Raw genomic sequence first — 22,702 nt, forward strand, 5'->3', positions numbered from 1 at the left:
ACCCGCGAGGGCGCATCACCGCACATCGTCGGTGAGCCTGGCTTCCAAAAAGTCGAGAAAGCACGCAATCCGCGAAGCCAGTTGCGTGTTGCGGTAGTACACCGCGTGAATCGGCTGCAGCACCTCGACCGTGGCATCCGGCAGCACCTGCACAAGATCGCCGGCGCGGCGGTCTTCAGCGGTCATGAAGTCGGCCAGACAGACGATGCCCGCGCCTTGCAGGGCGAGCTGGCGCAGGGTTTCACCGCTTGATGCTTTGAGCGTGGGTTCGATGCGCAGGCGGTCGCCGTGCGGGCCGCGCAGGGGCCAGAAATTGAGCGATTCCGGCTGCGCGAAGCCGAGCAGGGCGTGCTTCTGCAGGTCTTCCAGGTTGCGTGGCCGCCCGTGCGCTTTCAGATAGGCGGGGCTTGCCAGAACACGCAGCCGCCGCGTGCCGAGCAGACGCGCACGCAGGGTGGAATCGCGCAGCGTGCCGATGCGGATCGCCACGTCGGTGTCTTCCTCCAGCAGGTCGATGATCAGGTCGTTGGTGTTCAGTTCCAGCTCGATCTGCGGATACTGTGCGCGGAAGTCCGGCACCAGCGGCGCCACCACATGCAGCATGAAAGGCATGGCGGCGTTGACGCGCAGGCGGCCGGCTGGCTGCTGGCGGCGCAGGGCGATCTGCTCCTCGGCCTCATCGACGGCGGCGAGGATCCTGCGCGCCTGCGCCAGAAATGTCGCGCCCTCGTCAGTAAGTGACAGCCGCCGCGTGGTGCGCGAGAGCAGGGTGGTGTCCAGCTTCTCTTCCAGGCGGCGCAGCGCCCGGCTCACACCCGACACAGTCTGGCCGAGTTGCTCCGCAGCGGCCGTGACGGAGCCCGTATCGACCACCGTGCGGAAGGCGAGCAGTTCTTCGAGCGTGGTTTTCATCGTCGATTGTCAATTCCAAATCAAAAGAATTCTGACCAATGTAGCGTGATTTGCAAAGATCAATCGCCGCCCCCGTCGTCGTGGGAAGGCCGAAATGCCGCGCAGCCGCTCGGCGCGCGGGTACGCGCCCTCAAGATTGGGGCCCTGCCTGCCGATAGACCATCCGGACCCCTAAAACCATAGTGGAATCGCATTTGCGCAAACGGCGCCTCGCGGTTCCGCATCCGGAGACTCTGGAATGAGCAAGCTCAGCTTTCGCCAAAAGCTTTGGCTGCCGTTGGTCATCAGCCTTGTCGCGCTGACCTTGATCTCGGTATTCAACGCGTATCAGGCGCGCGAGATCCGCGTGGAGGAGCGCAAGAACAACCTCGTCAGCGTGACGACCATGGCGATGAACCTGGTCAAGCAGTACGACGACCTGACGAAGAACGGTACGTTGACCAAAGACGCCGCGCAGAAGGAGGCGATCGACCGCTTCAAGGCGCTGCGCTACGACAAGGACGGCTACTTCACCATCACCAGCTCCAACAATGTGGTGGTGATGCACCCGATCAAGCCGGAGTTCGTCGGCAAGGACCAATCCGGCTTCAAGGATGCGCAGGGCAATGCGGTCTACATGGGCCTGACCAATGCGGCCAAAGATCCCAAGGGCGGATTCACCAGCTATGTCTGGCCGAAGGTCGGCGGCACGGAGCCGGTGCCCAAGACGGCGTTTGCGATGCGCTATGAGCCGTGGGACTGGGTCTTCTCGACCGGCGTCTACATGGACGACATCAATGCCGCGTTCATGACTTCGCTGTACCAGACGGGCGGCCTGCTGGTGCTGGTGGCCGGTTTGCTGGTATTGCTGGGCGGTATCGCGAACCGCGGGCTGCAGCGCACGCTCGGCGGGGACCCTGCCTACGCGGCGGATGTGGCCAATCGCATCGCCGGCGGTGACCTGACGGTCGAAATTGCCACCCGTGCCGATGACAACCACAGCCTGCTCTACGCCATGAGCCGCATGCGCGGCGCGCTGGTGCAGACCATCGGCCGCATCAAGGGCGCCTCGGAAACCATTGGCACCGCCACGCGCGAGATCGCCAGCGGCAACCTCGATCTGTCGTCGCGCACCGAACAGCAGGCCAGCTCGCTCGAAGAAACGGCTTCTGCCATGGAACAGCTGATGTCGACGGTGCAGCAGAACGCCGACAACGCCCAGCAGGCCAACCAACTGGCGGCGTCCGCCTCGGATGTGGCCGTGCGCGGCGGCGATGTGGTGACGCGCGTGGTGGAGACGATGGGCTCGATCAACGCGTCGTCGCGCAAGATCGTCGACATCATCGGCGTGATTGATGGCATTGCCTTCCAAACCAACATCCTCGCGCTCAATGCTGCTGTGGAAGCGGCCCGTGCCGGTGAGCAGGGCCGGGGCTTTGCCGTGGTGGCTGGTGAAGTGCGCAGCCTCGCGCAGCGCAGCGCCGCTGCCGCCAAGGAGATCAAGGCGCTCATCGACGATTCCGTTGTCAACGTGGATGCAGGTAGCGCGCTGGTGGAAGAGGCCGGCACGACTATGCGCGAAATCGTTGCGAGCGTGAAGCGCGTGACCGACATCGTTGGCGAGATTTCGTCGGCCAGCCAGGAACAGCGCTCGGGGATCGAAGAAGTGAGCCACGCCGTCACGCAGCTTGACGACGCCACGCAGCAGAACGCCGCGTTAGTGGAACAAGCCGCCGCAGCCGCGCAATCGCTCGAAGAGCAGGCGGTGAGTCTGACGCAGGTGGTGGCGCAATTCCGCCTCGACGCGCATGCGCTGCGTGCTCCCGCCATGGTGGCCAAGGTTGAGCCAGTTGTTGCGCCGGTCAAATCAATCGCAGTAGCAGCGCCGGGAGCGCCCAAGGATGAAGCGCCGCGCCGCGGGGCCGCCAAACCGAGCACCGATGCGGCCAAGCCCAGGCTGACGTCGCGCAAGCCGCCTGTGCTGCGCAAGGCGGCGGCCAAGCCGGTCGACCGAGCCGAGACGAGTGCGCCCGCACCGGCGGTGATACCGGCAAGCCTGACCAAAGCGAAGCCGCTGGTGGCCGCAGGAGACGATTCGGACTGGGAAACGTTCTGACCTGCGACCGACTTTCACCTCGTTGACTTCACGCACGCAATCGCGTGCTTGCCTGCCCGGATTCCGGAGACAAGATGGACCGCATTTTGAAGAACACCAGCGTGCGCGCTGGCCTGCTGGCGATTCTGATCACCTTTGCACTGATGATCGTGGTCGGGGCGGCGGTGGGTGTGCTGGCCCTGCGCACCACCAACACTGCCACTGAACGCGTGCATGAGATTTCTGACCGCAGCATGCTGTTGAACGACGCGTACAAGGACATGCAACGTGCCCGCACCGGCATGTCGCGCCTGTATAGCGTCCTGCGCGAGAACATGGATGACGCCGCCAAGGCAGCAGCGCTTGCCAGTTCGGAGAAAGGGCTGAAGAAATCCATCGCGCAGGTGGAGGCATTCAAGAATGCGCCGCCCATCGAAGGTGTCGACGAATCGCAGCACCAGGCGATCGTCCAGGCCGCACAGACGCACATCGAAGCCGTGCAGCGCGCCCTCGCCGCCTTGCGTGCCGGTGATGCCGCAGCCTATGCCCCGATCAACTACAAGGACGTGACCGATACCGGTGCAGCGTGGTCGGTGCAGATCGAGAATTTCCAGCAACTCGTCAAGAAGCTGGCCAAGGACGAGGCTGACAATGGCCGCGCGCGTTATGAAACGATTCTGAAGTTCGTGGCACTCGGTATTGCGATGGCACTGGCGTTGATCGTGGCGGTGTTCTACGGGCTCAGGGCCTTTGTGATTACGCCGCTCAACGAAGCCGTGACCGTGCTGAGCCGCGTGGCTGAAGGCGATCTGGCCGTTCACGTCAAAACGGGTGGCCGCAATGAACTCGGCCGTCTGCTGGCCGCTGTGGGCCGCATGCGCGAAAGCCTGGTGAACACCGTGCGCCAGGTGCGCAACAGCTCGGATTCGGTCAACACCGGCGCGCACGAAATCGCCAGCGGCAACCTTGATCTGTCCACGCGCACCGAGCAGCAGTCGGCCTCGCTGGAGAAGACCGCCGCGAGCATGGAGCAGATGACCTCCACGGTGACCAACAATTCCGAGAATGCCCGTCAGGCCAGCGCGCTGGCTTCGAATGCGGCAGACCTGGCTTCGCGCGGCGGCGACGTGGTGCGCGGCGTGGTGGCCACCATGGATGACATCAGCGCAGGCTCGCGCAAGATGGCCGACATCATCGGCGTGATTGACGGCATTGCCTTCCAGACCAACATCCTGGCGCTCAACGCTGCCGTGGAAGCCGCTCGCGCTGGCGAGCAAGGCCGCGGCTTTGCCGTGGTGGCTGGCGAAGTGCGCGCGCTGGCTCAGCGCAGTGCGGCCGCTGCCAAGGAGATCAAGACGCTGATCGACGATTCAGTGTCGCGCGTGCAAGCGGGCCACACGCAGGTCGCGCAGGCCGGCGAGACCATCACCGAAACGGTGGAGGCCGTACGCCGCGTCGCCAATATTGTTGAAGACATTGCTTCCGCATCGGCCGAGCAGACGCAGGGCATCCTGCAGATCGGCCAGGCCGTGACGGAAATGGAGCAGGTGACGCAGCAGAATGCCGCGCTGGTCGAGCAGGCCGCTGCCGCGGCACAGTCGCTTGAAGAACAGGCGCAGAACCTCACGCAGGTGGTGTCGCAGTTCCGGTTGGACGGGGCAGAGACCGCCGCGATGGCTGTGGCGAAACCTGACAAGACTATCAAGCCTGCGGCCAAGGCCGCAGCAAAGCCGGTCAGCGCGGCCAAGCCCCCGCGCGCGGCTCTGCGCAAGCGTGAACCGAAGATCGCTGCTCAGCCGGCGGCGTCTGCGCCGGTCGCACCTGCCGCAGCTGCTCCCGCCCGCAAGCAACCTCTGGCCGTGGCCGGTGGCGGTTCCGACGCCGATTGGGAAACGTTCTGATCGGTTGAGAACTCAGGCATCGAGCGCTGGGCCATCAATGCGTTTGGCCCAGCTTTCCACCTCGCCGCGTGCGAGGCGGCCCTCCACCAGCTTGCGCCATGACGGCGTAAGCGGCAGCGTCAGCATCTCGGCCAGCGCCGCACGATCGAGCATGTTGCGGTAAAGCACGTCGAGCACACGCGCCAGCGGCCATTGCGGCCATGGGCGCTCAAGCCATTCGAGCGCATCACCGGCGCGCATTGTGCCGCCTTCCAACACCCGGTAGTACCAACCGGTGCGCCCTGTGTGTTGCACGCGGCGCGCCATGTCACGCGCGTTGAAGCGGTCGTTGAGCTTCCAGCATGGCTGACGCAGTTGCGACACCTCCAGCACCACGCTGCCCGCACGCAGGCGATCACCCACGCAGATGTCGGCTTCGGTGATGCCCGTCGTGCTCAGGTTTTCGCCGAAAGCGCCGGGCTGTGCGAGCAGGGGCTGCGCGCCGATGTCCGTTTGCCAAGCCGCGTAGTGGTCGAACGGGTAGTGGTGGATCGCCTTGTCGGGGCCGCCGTGCACCCGCAAATCGCCTTGCTCATCACCGACGATGCCGTTGATGTCTACCTTCACCGCGTCGCTCACGGTGCGCTTATCGATGGCGCTACGTGAGCCCGGACGCGTGTAATCGACAGCACGGCCGGTGAGGAGGGTATCGATGCGAATAGGGCCAGGCAGCGTCATGCCGCCTCCGCGCCATCCAGCCAGGCGATGAAGACTTCGCGCGCGCGTTGCGCCAGGCGTTCCGCAATTGCCGGTGCCTGAGCACGCAGCGCGCGCGGGTCGATGCCTGCGGCACTGAGCTCCGCCGCATGCCCGATCAACCAGGCTTCCAGCTCCTTCAGATTTGCCTCCAGATGGAATTGCAGCCCCAATGCGTGGTTGCCAATGGCGAAGGCCTGCTCTGCGCAGACTGCCGTGAATGCCAGCCGTCGCGCGCCCGGCGGCAAGTCGTATCGATCGCCATGCCAGTGCAGCACCGGCGTGCCGTCGGCCAGCGGCGCGAGCGGCGAATCTGCGCCTTCGGCCGTGAGGGTGATGGGCGCAAAGCCGATCTCCTTCGTGCCCATCGGCTTGACCGCCGCACCCAGCGCCCGTGCCATCAACTGCGCCCCCAGGCAGATGCCAAGCAGCGGCTTGCGTGCGGCCAGTCGCTGCGCAATGGCGGCGGCTTCCTCGCGCACGAACGGATACGTTGCATCGTCGTATGCACCGATTGGCCCGCCCAGGACGATCAGCAAATCGGCCACCGCCATGTCGTCGGCAGGCACAGGCTGCACGCCCACGTCCACGGTGCGCACGGTGTAGCCGCGCGCTTGCAGCAGCGGCTGCAGGATGCCGAGATGCTCGAACGGAACGTGGCGCAGAGCGAGGGCGGTTTTCATGGCGGGCAATGACAGTTGTAGGCGAATCGCATTGTGATTGAGGGGCACCCGTTGCAAAACCCGTGCGGGTGGCGAGGGTTTGTTTTGCGGCATTGGCGCGGTGCGGCACAGGCTTGACGATGCCGCGGCCGTTTGCCGCGCACGCTCCTCTGCACGCAATGCGAAAGGCCTCGGCGGTACGGCTTGGACATGCGCACTAAGTGTTGCTTATATCGGTTGTTAGCAACGTGCATTGCAACCCCCGCGAAAAACCCGTTTCGAGGGGATGCCAGTCTCGCGCCACCTCATTAACATCGCTTCCCACAGAGTGCCGCCTCGGTACCGATAAGAAAATTCTGGAGGGAGTTGTGCGAAAGCCAATGCTGCATTGGGCCGTGGCCTGCATTGCCGTGGCTTGCCTGGGCGCCTGCGCGCCGATGGTACATACGGCGCCAGCCACGCTGGCCACTGACGACGCGACGGGACCATCGCGAATTCAACTGAAATCGGCAACGGAAATCCGCTTGGAGACGGGTTATACGCGCACGCTTGCGGCCGGCTCCAGCTGGCAGCGCGTGGGTACGCTGCCGCAAGGCGCTGTCTATCGCCCGGTCGGCACGATCTTCACGATTGAAGGCCGCCAGGTCCACGAAGCCTATCTCGTGATCGCCGGTCAACGGCTGGTCGGGTTTTACCTGCCCGGCGAGCAGGCGTACTCCCCGCTTTCCACAGCTGTATCCATCACAACAGGAGAATCACAATGAAGGGAGTTTTGCGCGCATTGGCTTCGGCCATCGGTATCACCGTTCTGATGGCGGGCTGCGCATCGGGCGTGAAGTATTCCGAAATGGCTTCGTCGATTCCGACGCTCAAGCAGGATCAGGGGCGCGTGTACTTCTTCCGCTCGTCGTCGCTGATCGGTGCGGCCCTGCAACCGGACATCAAGCTGAACAACGAAGTGGTCGGTCAATCCAAACCGGGTGGCTTCTTCTTTGTTGACCGGCCGGCAGGCAAGTATGTCGTGTCAACGGCTACCGAGACCGAGAAGACGCTGAGCTTCGCCCTGGACGCCGGCGAGACAAAGTATGTGCGCACGTCGCCATCGCTGGGTCTGATTGTCGGTCGCGTGGTGCCGGAGCTTGAAACGCCGGAAAAGGCGCAGGCCGAACTGCCGTCGTTGAGCTTTGCGCCAAACCAGCCTCCGGTCACAAAGAAGTAAGCCGGACGGTGAAAAAAAGCCCGCATGAAGCGGGCTTTTTCTATCGGCGCCTACTGGCAAGCAGCGCACCGATCAAACCTCAGCTTTCGACCGCGAGAACGGCGAGGTGATCTTGATCATCTGCACGAAGGCCTTCGGGTTGCCGGCCAGGATTTCACCCTGGTCGAGGTAGCCCGATTCGCCGGTGTAGTTGCCCACCAGACCACCCGATTCCGTCACGAGCAGCGAGCCGGCGGCCATGTCCCATTTGCTCAGGCCCTGCTCGAAGAAACCGTCGAGGCGGCCGCAGGCAACGTAGGCGAGGTCTAGCGCAGCAGCGCCGGGGCGACGCAGGCCGGCGCAGTTTTCCGTCATGGTCGCAAACAGGCGGGTGTAGTCGTACAGGCCTTCCATGTCGCGGTAGGGGAAACCTGTGCCGATCAGGCAGTCGGCCAGCTTATCGCGGCGCGTGACGCGGATGCGGCGGTTGTTCAGGAACGCGCCGGCGCCCTTGGAGGCGGTGAAGAGTTCGTCGCGCGTCGGGTCGTACACCACGGCCTGCGTGACGACGCCACGCTGCATCAGCGCGATGGAAACGCCGTACTGCGGGAAGCCGTGGATGAAGTTCGTGGTGCCGTCGAGCGGGTCGATCACCCAGACGTTTTCGCTGATCGTTTCGCCGTCGGCCCAGGATTGGCCGGACTCTTCCGCTAGAATCGCGTGATCGGGGTAGGCAGTCTTGATGACTTCGATGATCGCCGCTTCAGCTGCGCGGTCGACTTCGGTAACGAAATCGTTGTGTTGTTTGCGCTCGGTGCGCAGGCTATCGACGTCGAAGGACGCGCGGTTGATGACGGTGCCGGCCTTGCGAGCAGCCCGGACGGCGATATTGAGCATCGGATGCATGTGGGATCTCCGCGCCTGGCGCGCCGATTTTTCGGAAGCGGCCGCAGGCGAAACAACACAACGAATTGTAGAAGAACGAGCGGCGGGCCAATCTCGCGATCCTGCCCGCCGTCAAAAGAGTGGCCGTATTGTATATGAACCCCGCCTCCGGCGCCCCGCGAATTGCGCCAATGAGCACCCCAAACACCACCCCCGCCGACCCGGAAACGCTGCACCAGCGCGCCGCACGGTGCCGTTTCGTGCTGGTCGAGACCAGTCATCCCGGCAATGTCGGCTCCACCGCACGTGCGCTCAAGACGATGGGCTTTGGCGAGCCTGGCAGCTTCGTGCTCGTGCGCCCGCGCGAGGCCGACGCCCAACGCCACGCCGATGCCGTTGCCATGGCAAGCGGTGCCGATGACGTGCTGGCCGCCGCCCGTGTGGTAGACGACATTGGCGAAGCGCTGGCCGGCGCCTCGCTCACCATCGCATTGACTGCCCGCCCGCGTGAATTCGGCCCGCGCCGCATCGGCCCGCGTGCCGCGGCAGAAGAAGTGGCCGCATTGCTGGCCGCGCCGGACACCACCGTCGCGTTCGTCTTCGGCAATGAACGATTCGGTTTGCCCAACGAGGTGGTGGAGCGCTGCCACGTCGTCACGCACATTCCAGCCAACCCGGCGTATGCCTCGCTGAACCTGTCGCAGGCGGTGCAGTTGATTGCGTACGAGGTCCGGATGGCGCTGCTGGCCGGCACGGGCACGGGCGACACCCGCATGGAAGGCGTCGGCTTTGTCGGCGAGCCGGCCACGGCCGAGCAGATCGACGGGATGTTCGAACATCTGGAGCAGGGCTTGGTCGAGATCGGTTTTCTGGACCCCGCCCAGCCGAAAAAGCTGATGTCGCGCCTGCGGCGGCTGTTTGCCCGCACGCAGTTGGAGACCGAAGAGGTCAACATCCTGCGGGGGATTGCCAAGCGCATGCTGGGCCGCCGCGCCACAGCCACCACGCCGCCCACCGGCGCAGCCGACGACTGTCGCTGACCGCCCTGAGAGCCGCCCGTTGTTGATCGACCTGGGCGGCATCCCCTGCATGTCTGGTTAAAACCCTTGCCGCAGCGCGGAAAGGCAATGCCTTACACTGCCCTCAGCGCATCGCGCATATAGAAATAACGATTCACACACCTCAAGATGCTCACACGCATTCGCGAAGATATCGGCGCCATCATGGAGCGAGACCCGGCCGCGCGCAGCCGCTGGGAAGTGCTGACCTGCTACCCAGGTTTGCACGCCATCATCGTCCATCGGATCGCGCATGCGTGTTGGCATGGCGGCTTCCGTTTGCTTGGGCGGTGGTTCTCGCACCTCGGGCGCTTTCTCACCGGCATCGAGATCCACCCCGGCGCGACAGTCGGCCGGCGCGTGTTCATCGACCACGGCATGGGCGTCGTTATTGGCGAGACGGCCGAGATCGGTGACGACTGCACGATCTACCAGGGCGTCACGCTGGGCGGAACATCGCTCTACAAAGGCGCCAAGCGGCACCCGACGCTTGGCAAGGGCGTGGTGGTCAGTGCGGGCGCCAAGGTGCTCGGCGGCTTTGTCATCGGGGATGGGGCGCGTGTTGGGTCCAACGCGGTCGTGCTTAAGCCGGTGCCGCCGGGTGCAACGGCGGTTGGCATTCCGGCGCGCATCATCGAGCGCGATGTCGCTACCGAGGCCCGGTCCGCGCTCAAGCAGGAGTTTTCCGCGTATGGCATCACGCCGGATGCGGACGATCCGGTATCGCTGGCGCTCAAACGGCTGATCGACCACAGCGAGCTTCAGCAGGAGCGCATCGAGTCCATTCTTTCTGCGCTGGATCGCCTGGGTGCGCACCTGGAGAACTCCCCGAACGACCCGTTCGATGCGAGCGAGCTGAAGCGGATGCTCAAGTAAGCAAGGTCAGGTGGGCAGGTGGCGGCGGCTTATGTCGTCACTTGCTCGACCGTCAGTGCGCCGTCCTGCAGTTTGAGGAAACTGCCGCGCGGTTGCCCTTGCTCGAAATCCCAGTCGGAAAGTACCCAGCGGCTGCCGCTCGGCTCGTGATGCAATTGCGGGCGGTGCGTGTGGCCGTGGATGAGCGTGGATGTGTTTGATGCCTTGAGCAGTGCGTCCACCGCCTCTGGAGCGACGTCACCCATCATCGCGGCGGCGCGGGGCTCGCCGGCGACATTGGCGGACATGGCACGGCCGGCTTCGCTCTCTGCGCGCATCTTCTGCGCGACCTTCAAGCGCCAGCGCAGCGGCATCGCCAGGAATATCCCTTGAACCCAGCGCTTGCGCGTCCAGTGGCGAAAGCGCATGTAGGCCGTGTCGCGCGTGCAAAGGGCGTCGCCGTGGGCAAGCACGATGCGCGGGCCATCGTCCGCTTGGAGCACGGTGGGGTCGGGCAACAGCGTAGCGTGCGCGGCCGTCAGAAAACGCTTGCCGAGCAGGAAATCTCGATTGCCGTGCATGAACAGCACACGCGTGCCGGCCGCGGCCAGTTCGGCGAGCAGGTTGGCGATGTGCCGGTGGAACGGATCAGCCAATTCTTCATCGCCGACCCAGTATTCAAAGAAGTCACCCAGGATGACGAGCGTGCGTGCCTCGCGGGCGCGTGCGCGCAGGAAGCGCTCGAACGCGGCGGCGGTGGCCGGCATGCTGGCCGTCAGGTGCAGATCCGAAATAAAAAACACCGGCCCGGAAACCCGGACCGGTGTCTTCAGCGCGGAGGCCTGTGCGGCGTGCGCTGCGTCGATCATTCGATCACTTCAGCGCTTTCGATGATCACGTCTTCCATCGGTACGTCCTGATGGAAGCCGCGGTTGCCGGTGCGCACGGAGCGGATCTTGTCGACCACATCCATGCCTTCGGTCACCTTGCCAAACACGGCGTAGCCCCAGCCTTGCGGCGTCGGCGACGTGTGGTTCAGGAAGTCGTTGTCAACCGTGTTGATGAAGAACTGGGCCGTGGCCGAGTGCGGATCGTTGGTGCGTGCCATGGCAATGGCGCCGCGCTCGTTCTTCAGGCCGTTGTTGGCTTCGTTGTCGATCGGAGCCTTGGTGGGCTTCTGGTTCATCTTCTCGCCCGGCTCAAAGCCGCCGCCCTGGATCATGAAGCCCTTGATGACGCGGTGGAACACCGTGCCGTTGTAGTGGCCATCCTTCACATAGGCGACAAAGTTGGCAACCGACTTCGGTGCCTTCTCAGCGTCCAGGGCCAGGGTGATGTCGCCGTGGTTGGTGTGCAGCTTGACTTGGGTCATGGTGAATTCCTTGGGTGGGGCAAAAATGCGTTACTTGGAGACGACGGTGGCCGATTCAATCACGATCGGCTTCACGGGCACATTCTGGTGCGGGAACTTGGTGGTGGTTTCCACCGCCTTGATCTTGTCGATGGTGTCGGTGCCATCGACCACCTTGCCGAAGACGGTATAGCCGTAACCGTCCTGACCAGGGTAGTTGAGCATGTTGTTGTCAACCACGTTCACGTAGAACTGCGCGGTGGCGGAGTTCGGGTCCATGGTGCGTGCCATGGCGATCGTGTACTTGTCGTTCTTCAGACCGTTCTTCGATTCGATTTCGACCGGTGGGCGGGTGTCCTTCTGCTTCATGTCGGCCGTGAAGCCGCCGCCCTGGATCATGAAGCCGTCCATCACGCGGTGGAAGATCGTGCCCTTGTAGAAGCCGTCCTTCACGTACTGCAGGAAGTTGGCGACCGTCTTGGGTGCCTTATCCGGATATACCTCAACGGTGAAGTTACCCATCGACGTCTTGAACTGGACGCGCGGCGCGGACGCGGTGGCTGCGGTGGCTGCGGTGGCGGTTACGGCCAGTGCACACACGAGCCCGGCAAAGAGGGAGCGAATACGGAGCATGGTCAGGAAGAGAGAGCTTGTGGGTGGGAAAAGCAGGATCGGGGCCGCGTCTTCTGATTAACGCTTCGCTGGCTTGGCGCTCACGCCGCTGGCTGCGGGCAGCGTGGGCGTGGCGGGTTTGGACGAGGGATGCACGCCCGGCAGATCAGGCAGGGCATCCAGACGCGCGCGCGCGGTGGCGTTCTTCGGATTCAGTTTGATCGCGCTCTGGTAGGACTGTGCGGCCAGGCGGACGTAGACGTCGCCAAGGTTGGATTGCGCTAGCGCATTCTCCGGCGCCACGCGGTTCGCCATGATCAGGTTGTCGCGAGCGCGGAGTAGCTCGCCGCGCTCGGCATACAGTGCGGCCAGGTTGATGTACGGCTCGGGCAGTTCCGGGAAATCCTGTGTCATCTGACTGAAGGCGACGATGGCATCGTCGGCGCGGCCCAGGCCGGCAAGTGCCACGCCTCGCTGGAAGCGAGCCTGCGCGTTGCGCGGCTGGGAGGCGACGTCCTTGTCCAGTTCGGCCAGTGCCTCGGCGTATTGCTTCTTGGCCAACGCGTCGTCGATGCGCTTCTGGCGCGCGACCTGCGGCGCTTGCTGCGTGCTGGGCATCAAATCGGCCGGCAAGGCAAAGCCGGCGGTCTGGGCGAAGGCCGGTGCCGCCGACATGGCAAGCAGGCAAGCCAGGGTGGCAGCAGTCTGACGCAGCGGTCTGTTCATGAGAATCGGTTCCGTTATACTCCGCCGCATTCTAACAAACCGTCTTTGTGCGCAGCAGCGGCCGTGCGCGCCAGGAAAGGTTCTTGACGGGGAGCATGCCAGACGCACTGGCAGGCCGCCCCGTCAGCGCAGTTCCGGTAAGATATGCCGCTAGTTTTGCAGGCGCCGCGCCGGCGCCGATTGCCTCCAATTTGGTCCGCCCGCAACGTTGTACATCGCATGCGCGGCGCGCTGAGTCTCCCGACACCGCTTCATGGAATCACTCAAGATCTACAACACGCTCGCGCGTGAGAAACAGACGTTCGTCCCCATCGAGCCCGGCCGCGTGCGCATGTACGTGTGCGGGATGACGGTGTACGACTACTGTCACGTGGGGCATGCGCGGGTCATGGTGGTGTTCGACATGGTGCAGCGTTGGCTGCGTGCGGCAGGTTACGAGGTGACCTACGTGCGCAACATCACCGACATCGACGACAAGATCATCAAGCGTGCGGTCGAGAACGGCGAGACGATGAGTGCGCTCACCGGCCGCTTCATCGCCGCCATGCACGAAGACGCCGATGCGCTTGGCGTGCAGCGCCCCGACCACGAGCCTCGCGCCACCGAATACGTGCCGCAGATGCTGAACATGATCGGCAGGCTGCAGACGAACGGTCTCGCCTATCAGGCCACCGACGGCGATGTGAACTACGCCGTGCGCAAGTTCCCCGGTTACGGAAAGCTCTCGGGCAAGTCGCTCGAAGACCTGCGTGCCGGCGAGCGCGTGGCAGCCAACGATGCCAAGCAGGATCCGCTCGACTTCGTGCTGTGGAAGTCGGCCAAGGCCGATGAGCCGGCCGAGTCGCGCTGGGCCTCGCCATGGGGCGAGGGGCGCCCTGGCTGGCATATCGAGTGCTCGGCGATGAGCTGCGAACTGCTGGGCGAGCATTTCGACCTGCACGGCGGTGGCGCCGATCTGCAGTTTCCGCACCATGAAAACGAGATCGCCCAGTCCGAGGGCGCGACCGGCAAGACGTTCGTCAACACGTGGATGCACAACGGTTTCGTGCGCGTGAATGACGAAAAGATGTCGAAATCGCTCGGCAATTTTTTCACTATCCGTGACGTGCTGAAGGTGTACGACGCGGAGGTCGTGCGTTTCTTCATCCTGCGCTCGCACTATCGCAGCGACCTGAACTACAGCGATGCGCACCTTGACGATGCGCGTCATGCCCTCACACGTCTGTACACCGCGCTAAAGGATGTGCCGGCGGCCGCGGGTGCGAAGCCCGACTGGAGCGAGTCGCATGGCAAGCGCTTCCTCGAAGCCATGAACGACGACTTCAATACGCCGGTCGCCGTGTCGGTGTTGTTCGAGCTGGCGAGCGAAGTCAACAAGACGCGCTCGCCCGAGCTGGCCAACCAGCTCGCTGCGCTGGCAGGTGTGCTGGGCCTGCTGGGTCGCGATCCGCATGCGTTCCTGCAGGGCGGTGTGTCGGCCGATGGCCTGGACGCCGCAGAAGTGGAAGCGCGCATCGAAGAGCGCCGCGCGGCCAAGGCTGCCCGCGACTTCGCCCGTGCGGACGGCATCCGTGCTGAGTTGCTCGCCGCTGGCATTGTTCTGGAAGACAAGCCGGGTGGCGTGACCGAATGGAGACGCGCATGAACGCGGTGGCCAAGAAAGCCAACGTAGTGCGCAGCACCGCCGCCAAGAAAACGCCGGCGGCGAAGGTGCCGTCTGCCAAGAAGGTGGCTGTCAAGAAAGTCGATGGTGTGGCGAGCAAGTCGGTCGCCGGCAAGAGCGCACCGATCAAGGCCGCCAAGGCGTCTGCCAAACGCGCACCTGCGAGCAAGGTGCCGCTGCCTGAAACGCTCGCCGCTAGCGAGGCGCTGCCTGTACCGGCGGAAGTGGTGCTTTCTGGCCCACCCGAGTATTGGCAAGAAGCTTGCGCAGACCTGATGAAGCGAGACCGCATCTTGCGCAAGATCATCCCCACGTATGGCCCTGCGCACTTGGCGTCGCGCGGCGACCCGTTCGTCACGCTGGCGCGATCGGTCGTTGGTCAGCAGATTTCAGTCAAGGCTGCGCAGTCGGTGTGGGAACGGGTGGTGGCTGTGTGCCCCAAGCTCGTGCCTTCCCAGTTTTTGCGTGCCGGCCAAGAGAAGCTGGCGGGTTGCGGGCTGTCCAAGCGGAAGGCTGAGTACATCCTTGACCTCGCCGATCACTTTCGCAACGGCACGGTGCACGTCGCCAAGTGGGCCGAAATGGACGATGAGGATGTGATCGCCGAACTGACGCAGATTCGCGGCATCGGCAGATGGACGGCGGAGATGTTCCTGATGTTCAACCTGATGCGGCCGAACGTGCTGCCGCTGGACGATATCGGGCTCATCAACGCGATTTCACAGAATTATTTCAGTGGCGAACCCGTCACTCGCAGCGAAGCGCGTGAAGTGGCTGCCAACTGGGAACCGTGGCGCACTGTGGCCACTTGGTATATGTGGCGCAGCCTCGACACGGCGACCACCTATTGATCTGTTCATTTCGATGAAACGGAGCGCGTCGCCGGGCGGTCAAAATCCGGTAGAATGCGCGCCTTCAAGAGCCTTTCAGAAGATCCATGAAAACAACCTTCCTGGAGTTCGAGCAGCCGATCGCAGAACTTGAGGCGAAGATCGAAGAACTTCGCTTCGTACAAGACGATTCCGCTGTCGACATTTCTGAAGAAATTTCCCGCCTGGCTTCCAAGAGCCAGCAGCTCACCAAAGATCTGTACGCCAACCTGACGCCATGGCAGGTCGCACAGATCGCCCGGCACCCGCAGCGTCCGTACACGCTCGATTACGTCCGCGAGATCTTCACCGACTTCCACGAACTGCACGGCGACCGTACTTTCGCCGATGACTTGTCGATCGTGGGCGGTCTGGCACGCTTCAACGGCCAGGCTTGCATGGTGATCGGTCACCAGAAGGGCCGCGACACGAAGGAGCGCGCGCTGCGCAACTTCGGCATGTCCAAGCCTGAGGGTTACCGCAAGGCCAAGCGCCTGATGGAACTGGCGGACAAGTTCGGCCTGCCGATCTTCACGTTCGTCGATACGCCGGGCGCATTCCCCGGCATTGACGCAGAAGAGCGCGGTCAATCCGAAGCCATCGGTCACAACCTGTTTGTGATGGCCGGTTTGAAGGTGCCCCTGATCGCCACCATCATCGGTGAAGGCGGTTCGGGCGGTGCACTGGCCATCGCCATGGGCGACTCGGTGATCATGCTGCAGTTCGCCACCTACGCCGTGATCTCGCCGGAAGGCTGCGCGTCGATCCTGTGGAAGACCGCAGAGAAGGCGCCGGAAGCCGCTGAGGCTCTGGGCCTGACCGCGCATCGCCTGAAGGCGCTCGGCCTGATCGACAAGATCGTCAATGAGCCGCTGGGCGGCGCGCACCGTGATCCGAAGGGCATGGCGACGATGCTCAAGCGCGCGCTGGCAGAATCGCTGCGCCAGTTCCAAGGCATGAAGACGTCGGAACTCCAGGCGCGCCGTCACGAGCGCCTGATGGCTTATGGCAAGTTCAAGGAAACCGAAGGTCGCTGATTCGTCGGCTGATCTCGTCAACAAGGTCGCACAACGCGTTGCCGCGTGTGCGGCCTTTGTTGCTTCTGGCGGGGCCGAAGCACCGACCGTGGCGATTGCCCTGTCGGGCGGGCGCGATTCTGCCGCCCTGCTGCACGCGTGTGCGGCGTGGCGTGATGCGGGTGCCCACGTGCAGCTCGTTGCGCTGCATATTCACCACGGCTTGCATGCCGAGGCCGATGTTTGGGAATGCGCCAGCCAACGCATGGCAGAAGCAGCCGGCGTCGCGTTTCATGCGCGTCGTGTCCATGTGGCGGTCGATGCGGGGCAGGGGGTAGAGCAGGCAGCGCGCGAAGCCAGATACGTCGCGCTCGAAGCGCTTTGCGCCCAGGCAGGCGCCTCCATTTTGCTGACGGCGCATCATCAGGATGACCAAGCTGAAACGGTGCTGCTGCAATTGATGCGCGGCGCTGGCCTCGACGGCCTCGCAGCCATGCCGATGGCTCGGGCGGGCGCTGTCACATTGCTGCGTCCGTGGATCGATGCGCCGCGCAGCGAGATCGAGTTGTACGCACATACGCACGCGCTCAGCTGGGTCGAGGATCCGTCCAACGCCGACGCACGTTACGCACGGAATGCGCTGCGTCCTCTGCTTGTGGGCATGGCGGATCATTTCCCGGCGTATCGCGAAGCGCTGTCGCGCAGCGCTGGACACTTGGCGGATGCAGCTGCGCTGATCGACGAGATCGCACGGGCCGATTTGACGCTGATCGCCTCAGCGGACGGGTTGGATGTGGGGGCGTTGAGCGCACTATCCGTGCCGCGTCAGCGCGCGGTGCTGCGTGCCTGGTTGGCCGATGCGGGGGTGCGCGCGCTCTCCACGCGTCGCCTTGAGGATCTGCGTACGCAACTGGTCGACGCGCGCGACGATGGGGCGCTGTGCATTGAACTGCCTGCGGGACAAGTTAGGCGCTATCGCGGCGTTGCGCGAGTCGACGCTGGCGCCGGCGACGCATCGGATCTGGTCGCGTTGGCCGTTGAGACGACGCAATTTGAACCGACGCATCCGGCTGAGCAACGCGTGAATGTGGCCGCATGGGGCGGGGTGCTGTCGTTTGCACCCGTGGCACGCGATGGCATCGCTGTGCAAACCTTGCAAGCGCCGCTGTTGCTGACGCCGCGCCGCGGTGGCGAACGCATCGTGCTGCGCCCGGGAGGACCGTCCCGCGCGCTCAAGCAGGCGTACCAGGAGGCTGGCATTCCTGCCTGGGGGCGCCAGCGCTTGCCGCTGCTATATGCGGGCGACTTCCTGGTGTTTGCGGCCGGGTTGGGAATGAACCGAGCGGCCCTCCACAGCGGCGCAGGCTGGCAGGTCACATGGTCTGCCGCTACCGAGGGTGCGCCCTGATACACATCGGCAGCAGTGAATTGCTTGCCGATCGATGCAAATTGCTGTATTTTCAAAAGCTTTTGCACCGCTTCGCCTCCTCCTGATCTTTCCAAGATGGCTCTCATCGTTCACAAATACGGTGGCACCTCGATGGGTTCGGTTGAACGCATCAAGAATGTCGCCAAGCGCGTTGCCAAGTGGCACCGTGCCGGTCACCAGATCGTGGTCGTTCCGTCGGCCATGTCTGGCGAAACCAACCGCCTGCTGGGCATGGCCAAAGAGATTTCGGCCCAGCCCGACCCGCGTGAACTCGACATGATTGCCTCGACGGGCGAGCAGGTGAGTGTGGGTCTGCTGGCCATTGCACTGCATGCCGAAGGCATCGATGCCCGCAGCTACACGGGCTGGCAAGTGCCGGTGAAGACCGATTCGGCCTACACCAAGGCGCGCATCCAGTCGATCGACGATGAACGCGTACGCGCTGATTTGGACGCTGGTCGCGTGGTCGTCATCACCGGCTTCCAGGGCATCGACAGCGAAGGCCATATCACCACGCTGGGCCGTGGCGGTTCGGACACCTCGGCCGTGGCGGTTGCCGCTGCGCTCGAAGCCGACGAATGCCTGATCTACACCGACGTGGATGGCGTCTATACGACTGACCCGCGCGTGGTAGACGACGCCCGTCGCCTGGACAAAATCACCTTCGAAGAGATGCTGGAAATGGCCAGCCTCGGTTCCAAGGTGCTGCAGATTCGCTCGGTGGAGTTTGCCGGCAAGTATCGCGTGAAGACCCGCGTGCTGTCGTCGCTGACCGACCCGCTGATGCCGCTCGACGTTGAGATGAACTCGGGCACGCTGATTACTTTTGAGGAAGATTCGAACATGGAAGCCGCCGCCATTTCCGGCATCGCCTTTGCCCGCGACGAAGCCAAGATCACCGTGATCGGTGTGCCGGACAAGCCTGGCATCGCTTATCAGATCCTGGGCCCGGTCGCCGACGCCAACATCGACGTCGACATGATCATCCAGAACCAGTCGGTGGAAGGTAAGACGGACTTCACCTTCACCGTGCCGCGTGGCGAATACCAGCGCGCCCTGGCGATCCTGAACGACAGCGTGAAGGCGCACATCGGTGCGGCCAGCGTGTCGGGCGACCCGAAGGTGTCGAAGGTTTCGGTGGTGGGTGTGGGCATGCGCTCGCACGTGGGCATCGCCAGCAAGATGTTCCGCACGCTGTCGGAGGAGGGCATCAACATCCAGATGATCTCTACCTCGGAAATCAAGATCTCGGTGCTGATCGATGAGAAGTACATGGAGCTGGCCGTGCGCGCGCTCCACAAGGCGTTCGAGCTGGATCAGGCGTAATCGGCTGAACTGGCGCCGGATGGCCCGGGGGTGGCGACCCCCGGGGCCGCAGATTCTCACCGCGTGTCATGCAGTTGTCGTTGACCGGGTGGGGTGAAGTGGCTAGAATACGCGCTTCGTTGCACGGGCTCCTTCGTGTGACGCAAGTTTGGGAGACGTGGCCGAGAGGTCGAAGGCACTCCCCTGCTAAGGGAGCATCCGGGCCAAAACCTGGATCGAGGGTTCGAATCCCTCCGTCTCCGCCAGTTTGGCGCTTCTCGCGGGAAGCGCACACAACAGGCGGATGCGAGTCGAGCTGACGTGACGGCTCGCATTGCACTGCACGTCAAAAAGCCCGCATGGTTTGCGCCATGCGGGCTTTTTCTTTTGTCTGCTCCGCACGCATGCGCCTTCCGAAGATGGCGCGCGCATGCGTTAGTGCATTAACGCATCAGCCTTGGCCGACGACGTCCGGCACACCGGCGGTCACGTTGAAGCCACAGTCCACGTACGTGATCTCGCCAGTCATGCCGCTGGCCAGATCCGACAGCAGGAACGCCGCCACGTTGCCCACCTCCTCGATGGTGACGTTACGGCGCAGTGGTGCCACGTCTTCCATGTACTTGAGCAGCTTGCCGAAATCCTTGATGCCGGAGGCGGCGAGCGTCTTGATCGGGCCCGCCGAGATGCCGTTGGCGCGGATGCCCTTCGGACCCAGCGCGCTGGCCAGATAACGCACGCTCGCTTCGAGCGACGCCTTGGCCAGGCCCATCGTGTTGTAGTTCGGGACCACGCGCTCAGCACCCAGGTAGGTCAAGGCCAGCAGCGAAGCATTTGGCGAGAGCATCGGCAGCGCGGCCTTTGCCAGCGCCGGGAAGCTATACGCCGAGATGTCGTGGGCGATGCGGAACGATTCGCGCGACAGGCCATCGATGAAGTTACCGGCAATCGCTTCGCGCGGCGCAAAGCCGATCGAGTGCACCAGGCCGTCGAAATGACCCCAGTGCTGGCCAAGATCTTCGAACACCTTGGCGATCTGTTCATCGCTGCTGACGTCGCAATCAAACACCAGCTTGCTGTCGAACTCGGTGGCGAATTCAGTAATGCGGTCCTTGAAGCGTTCGCCGACATAGGTGAAGGCCAGTTCCGCGCCTTCGCGCTTACAGGCGTTGGCGATGCCGTAGGCGATCGAGCGGTTGGACAGAAGGCCGGTAATCAGAATGCGCTTGCCAGCGAGGAATCCCATGGTTTCTCCGTACAAATGTGGGGCAACGTCGCGCCCGTATGTTGCTTGGGTTACTCGTCACTGCGGTTAGGCAGCGGCGGTATCCCGGGCACGAGGCAATTAGGTGGGCGCGATCATACCGGAAAGCGCGGGGCGGCTCCGCATTTGCGCAGTGCCGCACGACCGGCTGCCAGTCTTGTCAATGCGGGACGATCCTCGGGCCGGAATTGGTCGGATTGCCATGTGAGGGCGTTAGAATCGTCCAAAACAGTTTTTCAGACAGCGATCAATCGGATCAACGCATGCAAGGACATTGGGGGCAAGGGGCGCAATGAGCGTGCGCGTTGCGACACACAAGCGATTCATGGCGCTGGTCAGCCTGCTGGCGGCGCTCTGCGCGACACCCGCCTGGGCGGCCCATGGCTACGCCGAATATGGCGACCTCAAGTATCCGGCCGGTTTCTCGAACTTCGGCTATCTGAACCCGAAGGCGCCCATCGGCGGCATGCTGCTGCTCGGCAATCCAGACCGCCGCACGAGCTTCGACAAGTTCAATCCCTTCACGATCAAGGGGACGTCGGCACCGGGGCTGAATCAGCTTGTCTTCGAAAGCCTGCTCATTACAAGTTGGGACGAGACCGCCAGCGGCTATGGGTTGCTTGCCGACGACGTGACGGTGGCGCCCGACGAGCTTTCGGTCACGTTCCACATCAACCCGCGCGCCCGATTCTCCAACGGCGATCGCGTGCGCGCTTCAGACGTCAAATACTCCTACGACATGCTGATGGGCAAGGGTGCGAGCCCGGCCTACCGCAGCATGACCGCGGACGTGGCCAAGGTGACGGTGGTGGACGCCAGCACCATCCGTTACGACTTCAAGCGCAGGAACAAGGAGCTGCCGCTCATCGTCGGTGGGCTGCCGGTGTTCTCGCCAAAGTGGGGCAAGGGCAGTGGCAAGCCCGACGACCCGGACGGCGGTAAGGATGTCGCGTTCGACAAGCTGACCTTCCAGGACCCGATTGCCAGCGGCCCGTATGTGATCGAGCGCTTTGATCCGTCGCGCGGCATTACCTTTCGGCGCAATCCCGACTATTGGGGCCGTGATCTGAACGTGCGCCGTGGTTCGTTCAATTTCGAACGCATCCAGTACAAGCTCTACAAGGACGAGACGGCCCGCCTCGAAGCCTTCAAGGCCGGCGAGTACGACGCCATGGTGGAATACCGCGCCAAGAACTGGGCGAAGAGTTACGTCGGCGTGAAGTTCCGCAGCGGTGAACTGGTCAAGAGCGAATTCCCGCATCGCAACGGCGCGGGCATGCAGGGCTTTGTGATGAACCTGCGGCGCCCGCTGTTCCAGGACCTTCGGGTGCGCAAGGCGCTGGCGCTGGCGCTTGATTTCGAATGGCTCAATCGCCAGCTTTTCTATGGCGCCTATCGCAGGCTCGACAGCTACTTCGCCAATAGCGAGCTGGCCGCGTCGGATTCGCTTACGGGCATGCCTGGCAAGGGCGAACTGGCGTTGCTGGAGCCGCTGCGCAGCAAACTCGATCCGGACGTGTTTGGCGTGCTGCCCGCACCGCCTTCGACTGATCCTCCCAGTTCACTGCGTGACAACCTGCGGCAGGCGCGCCGCCTGTTGGCGCAGGCCGGTTGGACGTACGCAGACGGCGCGCTGCGCAACAGCAAGGGCGAGCCGTTCGTCTTCGAGATGCTTGACGACGGCGGCGCCATGAGCCGCGTCATGGCGGCGTATGCGCGCAACCTGGAAAAGCTCGGCATCCAGGTCAACCAGCGCATGACCGACTTCGCGCTCTACCAGAAGCGATTGGAGGAGTTCGATTTCGACATGATTTCGCTGCGCTTCCCCGATTCGCAAAGCCCCGGCAACGAGCTGAAGGACCGCTTCGGCTCTGCCGCGGCCGACGAGGCAGGCTCGGATAACGTGATCGGCCTGAAATCGCCCGCCGTCGATGCACTGATCGATGATGTGCTGCGTGCTGACAGCCGCGACGAGCTGGTCATCGCTTCGCGCGCGCTCGACCGCGTACTGATGCAAGGCTGCTATGTGATTCCGCACTGGTATTCGGCTTCCCACCGCGTGGCCTACAACAAGAACCTGATGTACCCGGATCGTCTGCCGTATTACTACTCGGCCGAGGCCTGGGTGCTGACGGCGTGGTGGCGGACGCCGGAATCCGCCCAATCGGCTGCCAAATGACCGCATCG

21 protein-coding genes and 1 tRNA gene are annotated in these 22,702 nt (G+C 63.6%); 13 read left to right on the forward strand and 9 right to left on the reverse strand.

The genetic code is table 11. The features are described 5' to 3' along the window. Positions 1–15: 15 nt before the first annotated feature. Entirely contained in the window at positions 16–912 is an 897-nt protein-coding gene (locus ACU8YE_RS02350; protein WP_440818241.1) for a LysR substrate-binding domain-containing protein, read from the reverse strand. 238 nt (positions 913–1,150) lie between these two features. On the opposite strand from ACU8YE_RS02350, the gene ACU8YE_RS02355 reads away from it, so the two are divergent. Both ACU8YE_RS02355 and ACU8YE_RS02360 read left to right on the forward strand, forming a co-directional pair. Further along, positions 1,151–3,007, forward strand: a complete 1,857-nt coding sequence (locus tag ACU8YE_RS02355; protein ID WP_232042463.1) for a methyl-accepting chemotaxis protein — start codon at positions 1,151–1,153, stop codon at positions 3,005–3,007. A 74-nt stretch (positions 3,008–3,081) separates the two neighbouring features. After that, positions 3,082–4,887: a methyl-accepting chemotaxis protein gene (locus tag ACU8YE_RS02360; RefSeq protein ID WP_446928024.1), complete on the forward strand. Its 1,806-nt coding sequence runs from the start codon at positions 3,082–3,084 to the stop codon at positions 4,885–4,887. Positions 4,888–4,899: 12 nt separating this feature from the next. On the opposite strand, the gene ACU8YE_RS02365 is transcribed toward ACU8YE_RS02360, so the two are convergent. Both ACU8YE_RS02365 and ACU8YE_RS02370 read right to left on the reverse strand, forming a co-directional pair. After that, positions 4,900–5,604: an MOSC domain-containing protein gene (locus ACU8YE_RS02365; RefSeq protein ID WP_446928025.1), complete on the reverse strand. Its 705-nt coding sequence runs from the start codon at positions 5,602–5,604 to the stop codon at positions 4,900–4,902. Next, on the reverse strand, positions 5,601–6,305 hold the full coding sequence (locus ACU8YE_RS02370) for a glutamine amidotransferase (protein WP_440818243.1): 705 nt from the start codon (positions 6,303–6,305) through the stop codon (positions 5,601–5,603). Before ACU8YE_RS02370 ends, ACU8YE_RS02365 begins: the two co-directional genes overlap by 4 nt. Before the next feature lie 347 nt (positions 6,306–6,652). On the opposite strand from ACU8YE_RS02370, the gene ACU8YE_RS02375 reads away from it, so the two are divergent. Further along, on the forward strand, positions 6,653–7,048 hold the full coding sequence (locus tag ACU8YE_RS02375) for a hypothetical protein (RefSeq protein ID WP_260802680.1): 396 nt from the start codon (positions 6,653–6,655) through the stop codon (positions 7,046–7,048). Then, positions 7,045–7,503, forward strand: coding sequence for a DUF2846 domain-containing protein (locus tag ACU8YE_RS02380; protein WP_232042468.1), 459 nt, complete (start codon positions 7,045–7,047; stop codon positions 7,501–7,503). The genes ACU8YE_RS02375 and ACU8YE_RS02380 overlap by 4 nt, the downstream gene beginning before the upstream one ends. Before the next feature lie 72 nt (positions 7,504–7,575). Here ACU8YE_RS02380 and ACU8YE_RS02385 read toward each other — a convergent pair whose 3' ends face one another. Beyond that, a complete protein-coding gene (locus ACU8YE_RS02385) occupies positions 7,576–8,388 on the reverse strand; it encodes an inositol monophosphatase family protein (protein WP_232042469.1) in 813 nt (270 codons plus the stop codon). 134 nt (positions 8,389–8,522) lie between these two features. Here ACU8YE_RS02385 and ACU8YE_RS02390 point away from each other — a divergent pair, with 134 nt between their 5' ends. Then, entirely contained in the window at positions 8,523–9,407 is an 885-nt protein-coding gene (locus ACU8YE_RS02390) for an RNA methyltransferase (RefSeq protein ID WP_446928026.1), read from the forward strand. 147 nt (positions 9,408–9,554) lie between these two features. After that, positions 9,555–10,301 (forward strand): serine O-acetyltransferase, encoded by a 747-nt coding sequence (cysE, locus tag ACU8YE_RS02395; RefSeq protein ID WP_446928027.1) that lies wholly within the window; start codon positions 9,555–9,557, stop codon positions 10,299–10,301. 29 nt (positions 10,302–10,330) lie between these two features. Here the strand turns inward: cysE and ACU8YE_RS02400 are convergent, their stop codons facing one another. Genes ACU8YE_RS02400 through ACU8YE_RS02415 form a run of 4 tightly spaced genes read right to left on the reverse strand, consistent with a single transcriptional unit; the run spans position 10,331 to position 12,969 of the window. Then, the gene (locus ACU8YE_RS02400; protein WP_446928028.1) at positions 10,331–11,149 is read right to left on the reverse strand and encodes a UDP-2,3-diacylglucosamine diphosphatase; all 819 of its coding nucleotides are present in this window, start codon (positions 11,147–11,149) and stop codon (positions 10,331–10,333) included. After that, positions 11,146–11,652 carry a peptidylprolyl isomerase gene (locus tag ACU8YE_RS02405; protein ID WP_024976009.1) on the reverse strand — a complete coding sequence of 169 codons (507 nt, stop codon included), beginning with the start codon at positions 11,650–11,652 and terminating at the stop codon, positions 11,146–11,148. The genes ACU8YE_RS02400 and ACU8YE_RS02405 overlap by 4 nt, the downstream gene beginning before the upstream one ends. 30 nt (positions 11,653–11,682) lie before the next feature. Beyond that, positions 11,683–12,264, reverse strand: coding sequence for a peptidylprolyl isomerase (locus tag ACU8YE_RS02410; protein ID WP_024976008.1), 582 nt, complete (start codon positions 12,262–12,264; stop codon positions 11,683–11,685). Positions 12,265–12,321: 57 nt separating this feature from the next. After that, the gene (locus tag ACU8YE_RS02415) at positions 12,322–12,969 is read right to left on the reverse strand and encodes a tetratricopeptide repeat protein (RefSeq protein WP_446928029.1); all 648 of its coding nucleotides are present in this window, start codon (positions 12,967–12,969) and stop codon (positions 12,322–12,324) included. Positions 12,970–13,222: 253 nt separating this feature from the next. Between ACU8YE_RS02415 and cysS the strand changes: the two genes are divergently transcribed. The 6 genes from cysS (at position 13,223) to ACU8YE_RS02445 (ending at position 19,517) form a co-directional block, all read left to right on the forward strand. After that, positions 13,223–14,614 (forward strand): cysteine--tRNA ligase, encoded by a 1,392-nt coding sequence (cysS, locus tag ACU8YE_RS02420; RefSeq protein ID WP_446928030.1) that lies wholly within the window; start codon positions 13,223–13,225, stop codon positions 14,612–14,614. Further along, positions 14,599–15,483 carry a DNA-3-methyladenine glycosylase family protein gene (locus tag ACU8YE_RS02425; RefSeq protein WP_232042475.1) on the forward strand — a complete coding sequence of 295 codons (885 nt, stop codon included), beginning with the start codon at positions 14,599–14,601 and terminating at the stop codon, positions 15,481–15,483. Before cysS ends, ACU8YE_RS02425 begins: the two co-directional genes overlap by 16 nt. An 86-nt stretch (positions 15,484–15,569) precedes the next feature. Then, the gene (locus tag ACU8YE_RS02430; RefSeq protein WP_009238448.1) at positions 15,570–16,538 is read left to right on the forward strand and encodes an acetyl-CoA carboxylase carboxyltransferase subunit alpha; all 969 of its coding nucleotides are present in this window, start codon (positions 15,570–15,572) and stop codon (positions 16,536–16,538) included. Beyond that, entirely contained in the window at positions 16,507–17,925 is a 1,419-nt protein-coding gene (tilS, locus tag ACU8YE_RS02435) for a tRNA lysidine(34) synthetase TilS (protein WP_446928031.1), read from the forward strand. The genes ACU8YE_RS02430 and tilS overlap by 32 nt, the downstream gene beginning before the upstream one ends. A gap of 96 nt (positions 17,926–18,021) precedes the next feature. Beyond that, positions 18,022–19,272, forward strand: a complete 1,251-nt coding sequence (locus tag ACU8YE_RS02440) for an aspartate kinase (RefSeq protein WP_045204290.1) — start codon at positions 18,022–18,024, stop codon at positions 19,270–19,272. A 151-nt stretch (positions 19,273–19,423) separates the two neighbouring features. Next, a tRNA-Ser gene (locus tag ACU8YE_RS02445) sits at positions 19,424–19,517 on the forward strand. Between the two features lie 185 nt (positions 19,518–19,702). Here the strand turns inward: ACU8YE_RS02445 and fabI are convergent. After that, positions 19,703–20,497 (reverse strand): enoyl-ACP reductase FabI, encoded by a 795-nt coding sequence (fabI, locus tag ACU8YE_RS02450; RefSeq protein ID WP_232042477.1) that lies wholly within the window; start codon positions 20,495–20,497, stop codon positions 19,703–19,705. A gap of 310 nt (positions 20,498–20,807) precedes the next feature. Here fabI and ACU8YE_RS02455 point away from each other — a divergent pair, with 310 nt between their 5' ends. Next, the gene (locus ACU8YE_RS02455; protein WP_446928032.1) at positions 20,808–22,694 is read left to right on the forward strand and encodes an extracellular solute-binding protein; all 1,887 of its coding nucleotides are present in this window, start codon (positions 20,808–20,810) and stop codon (positions 22,692–22,694) included. The last annotated feature ends 8 nt before the right edge of the window (positions 22,695–22,702 follow it).

The organism is Ralstonia sp. VS2407 (assembly GCF_052950655.1).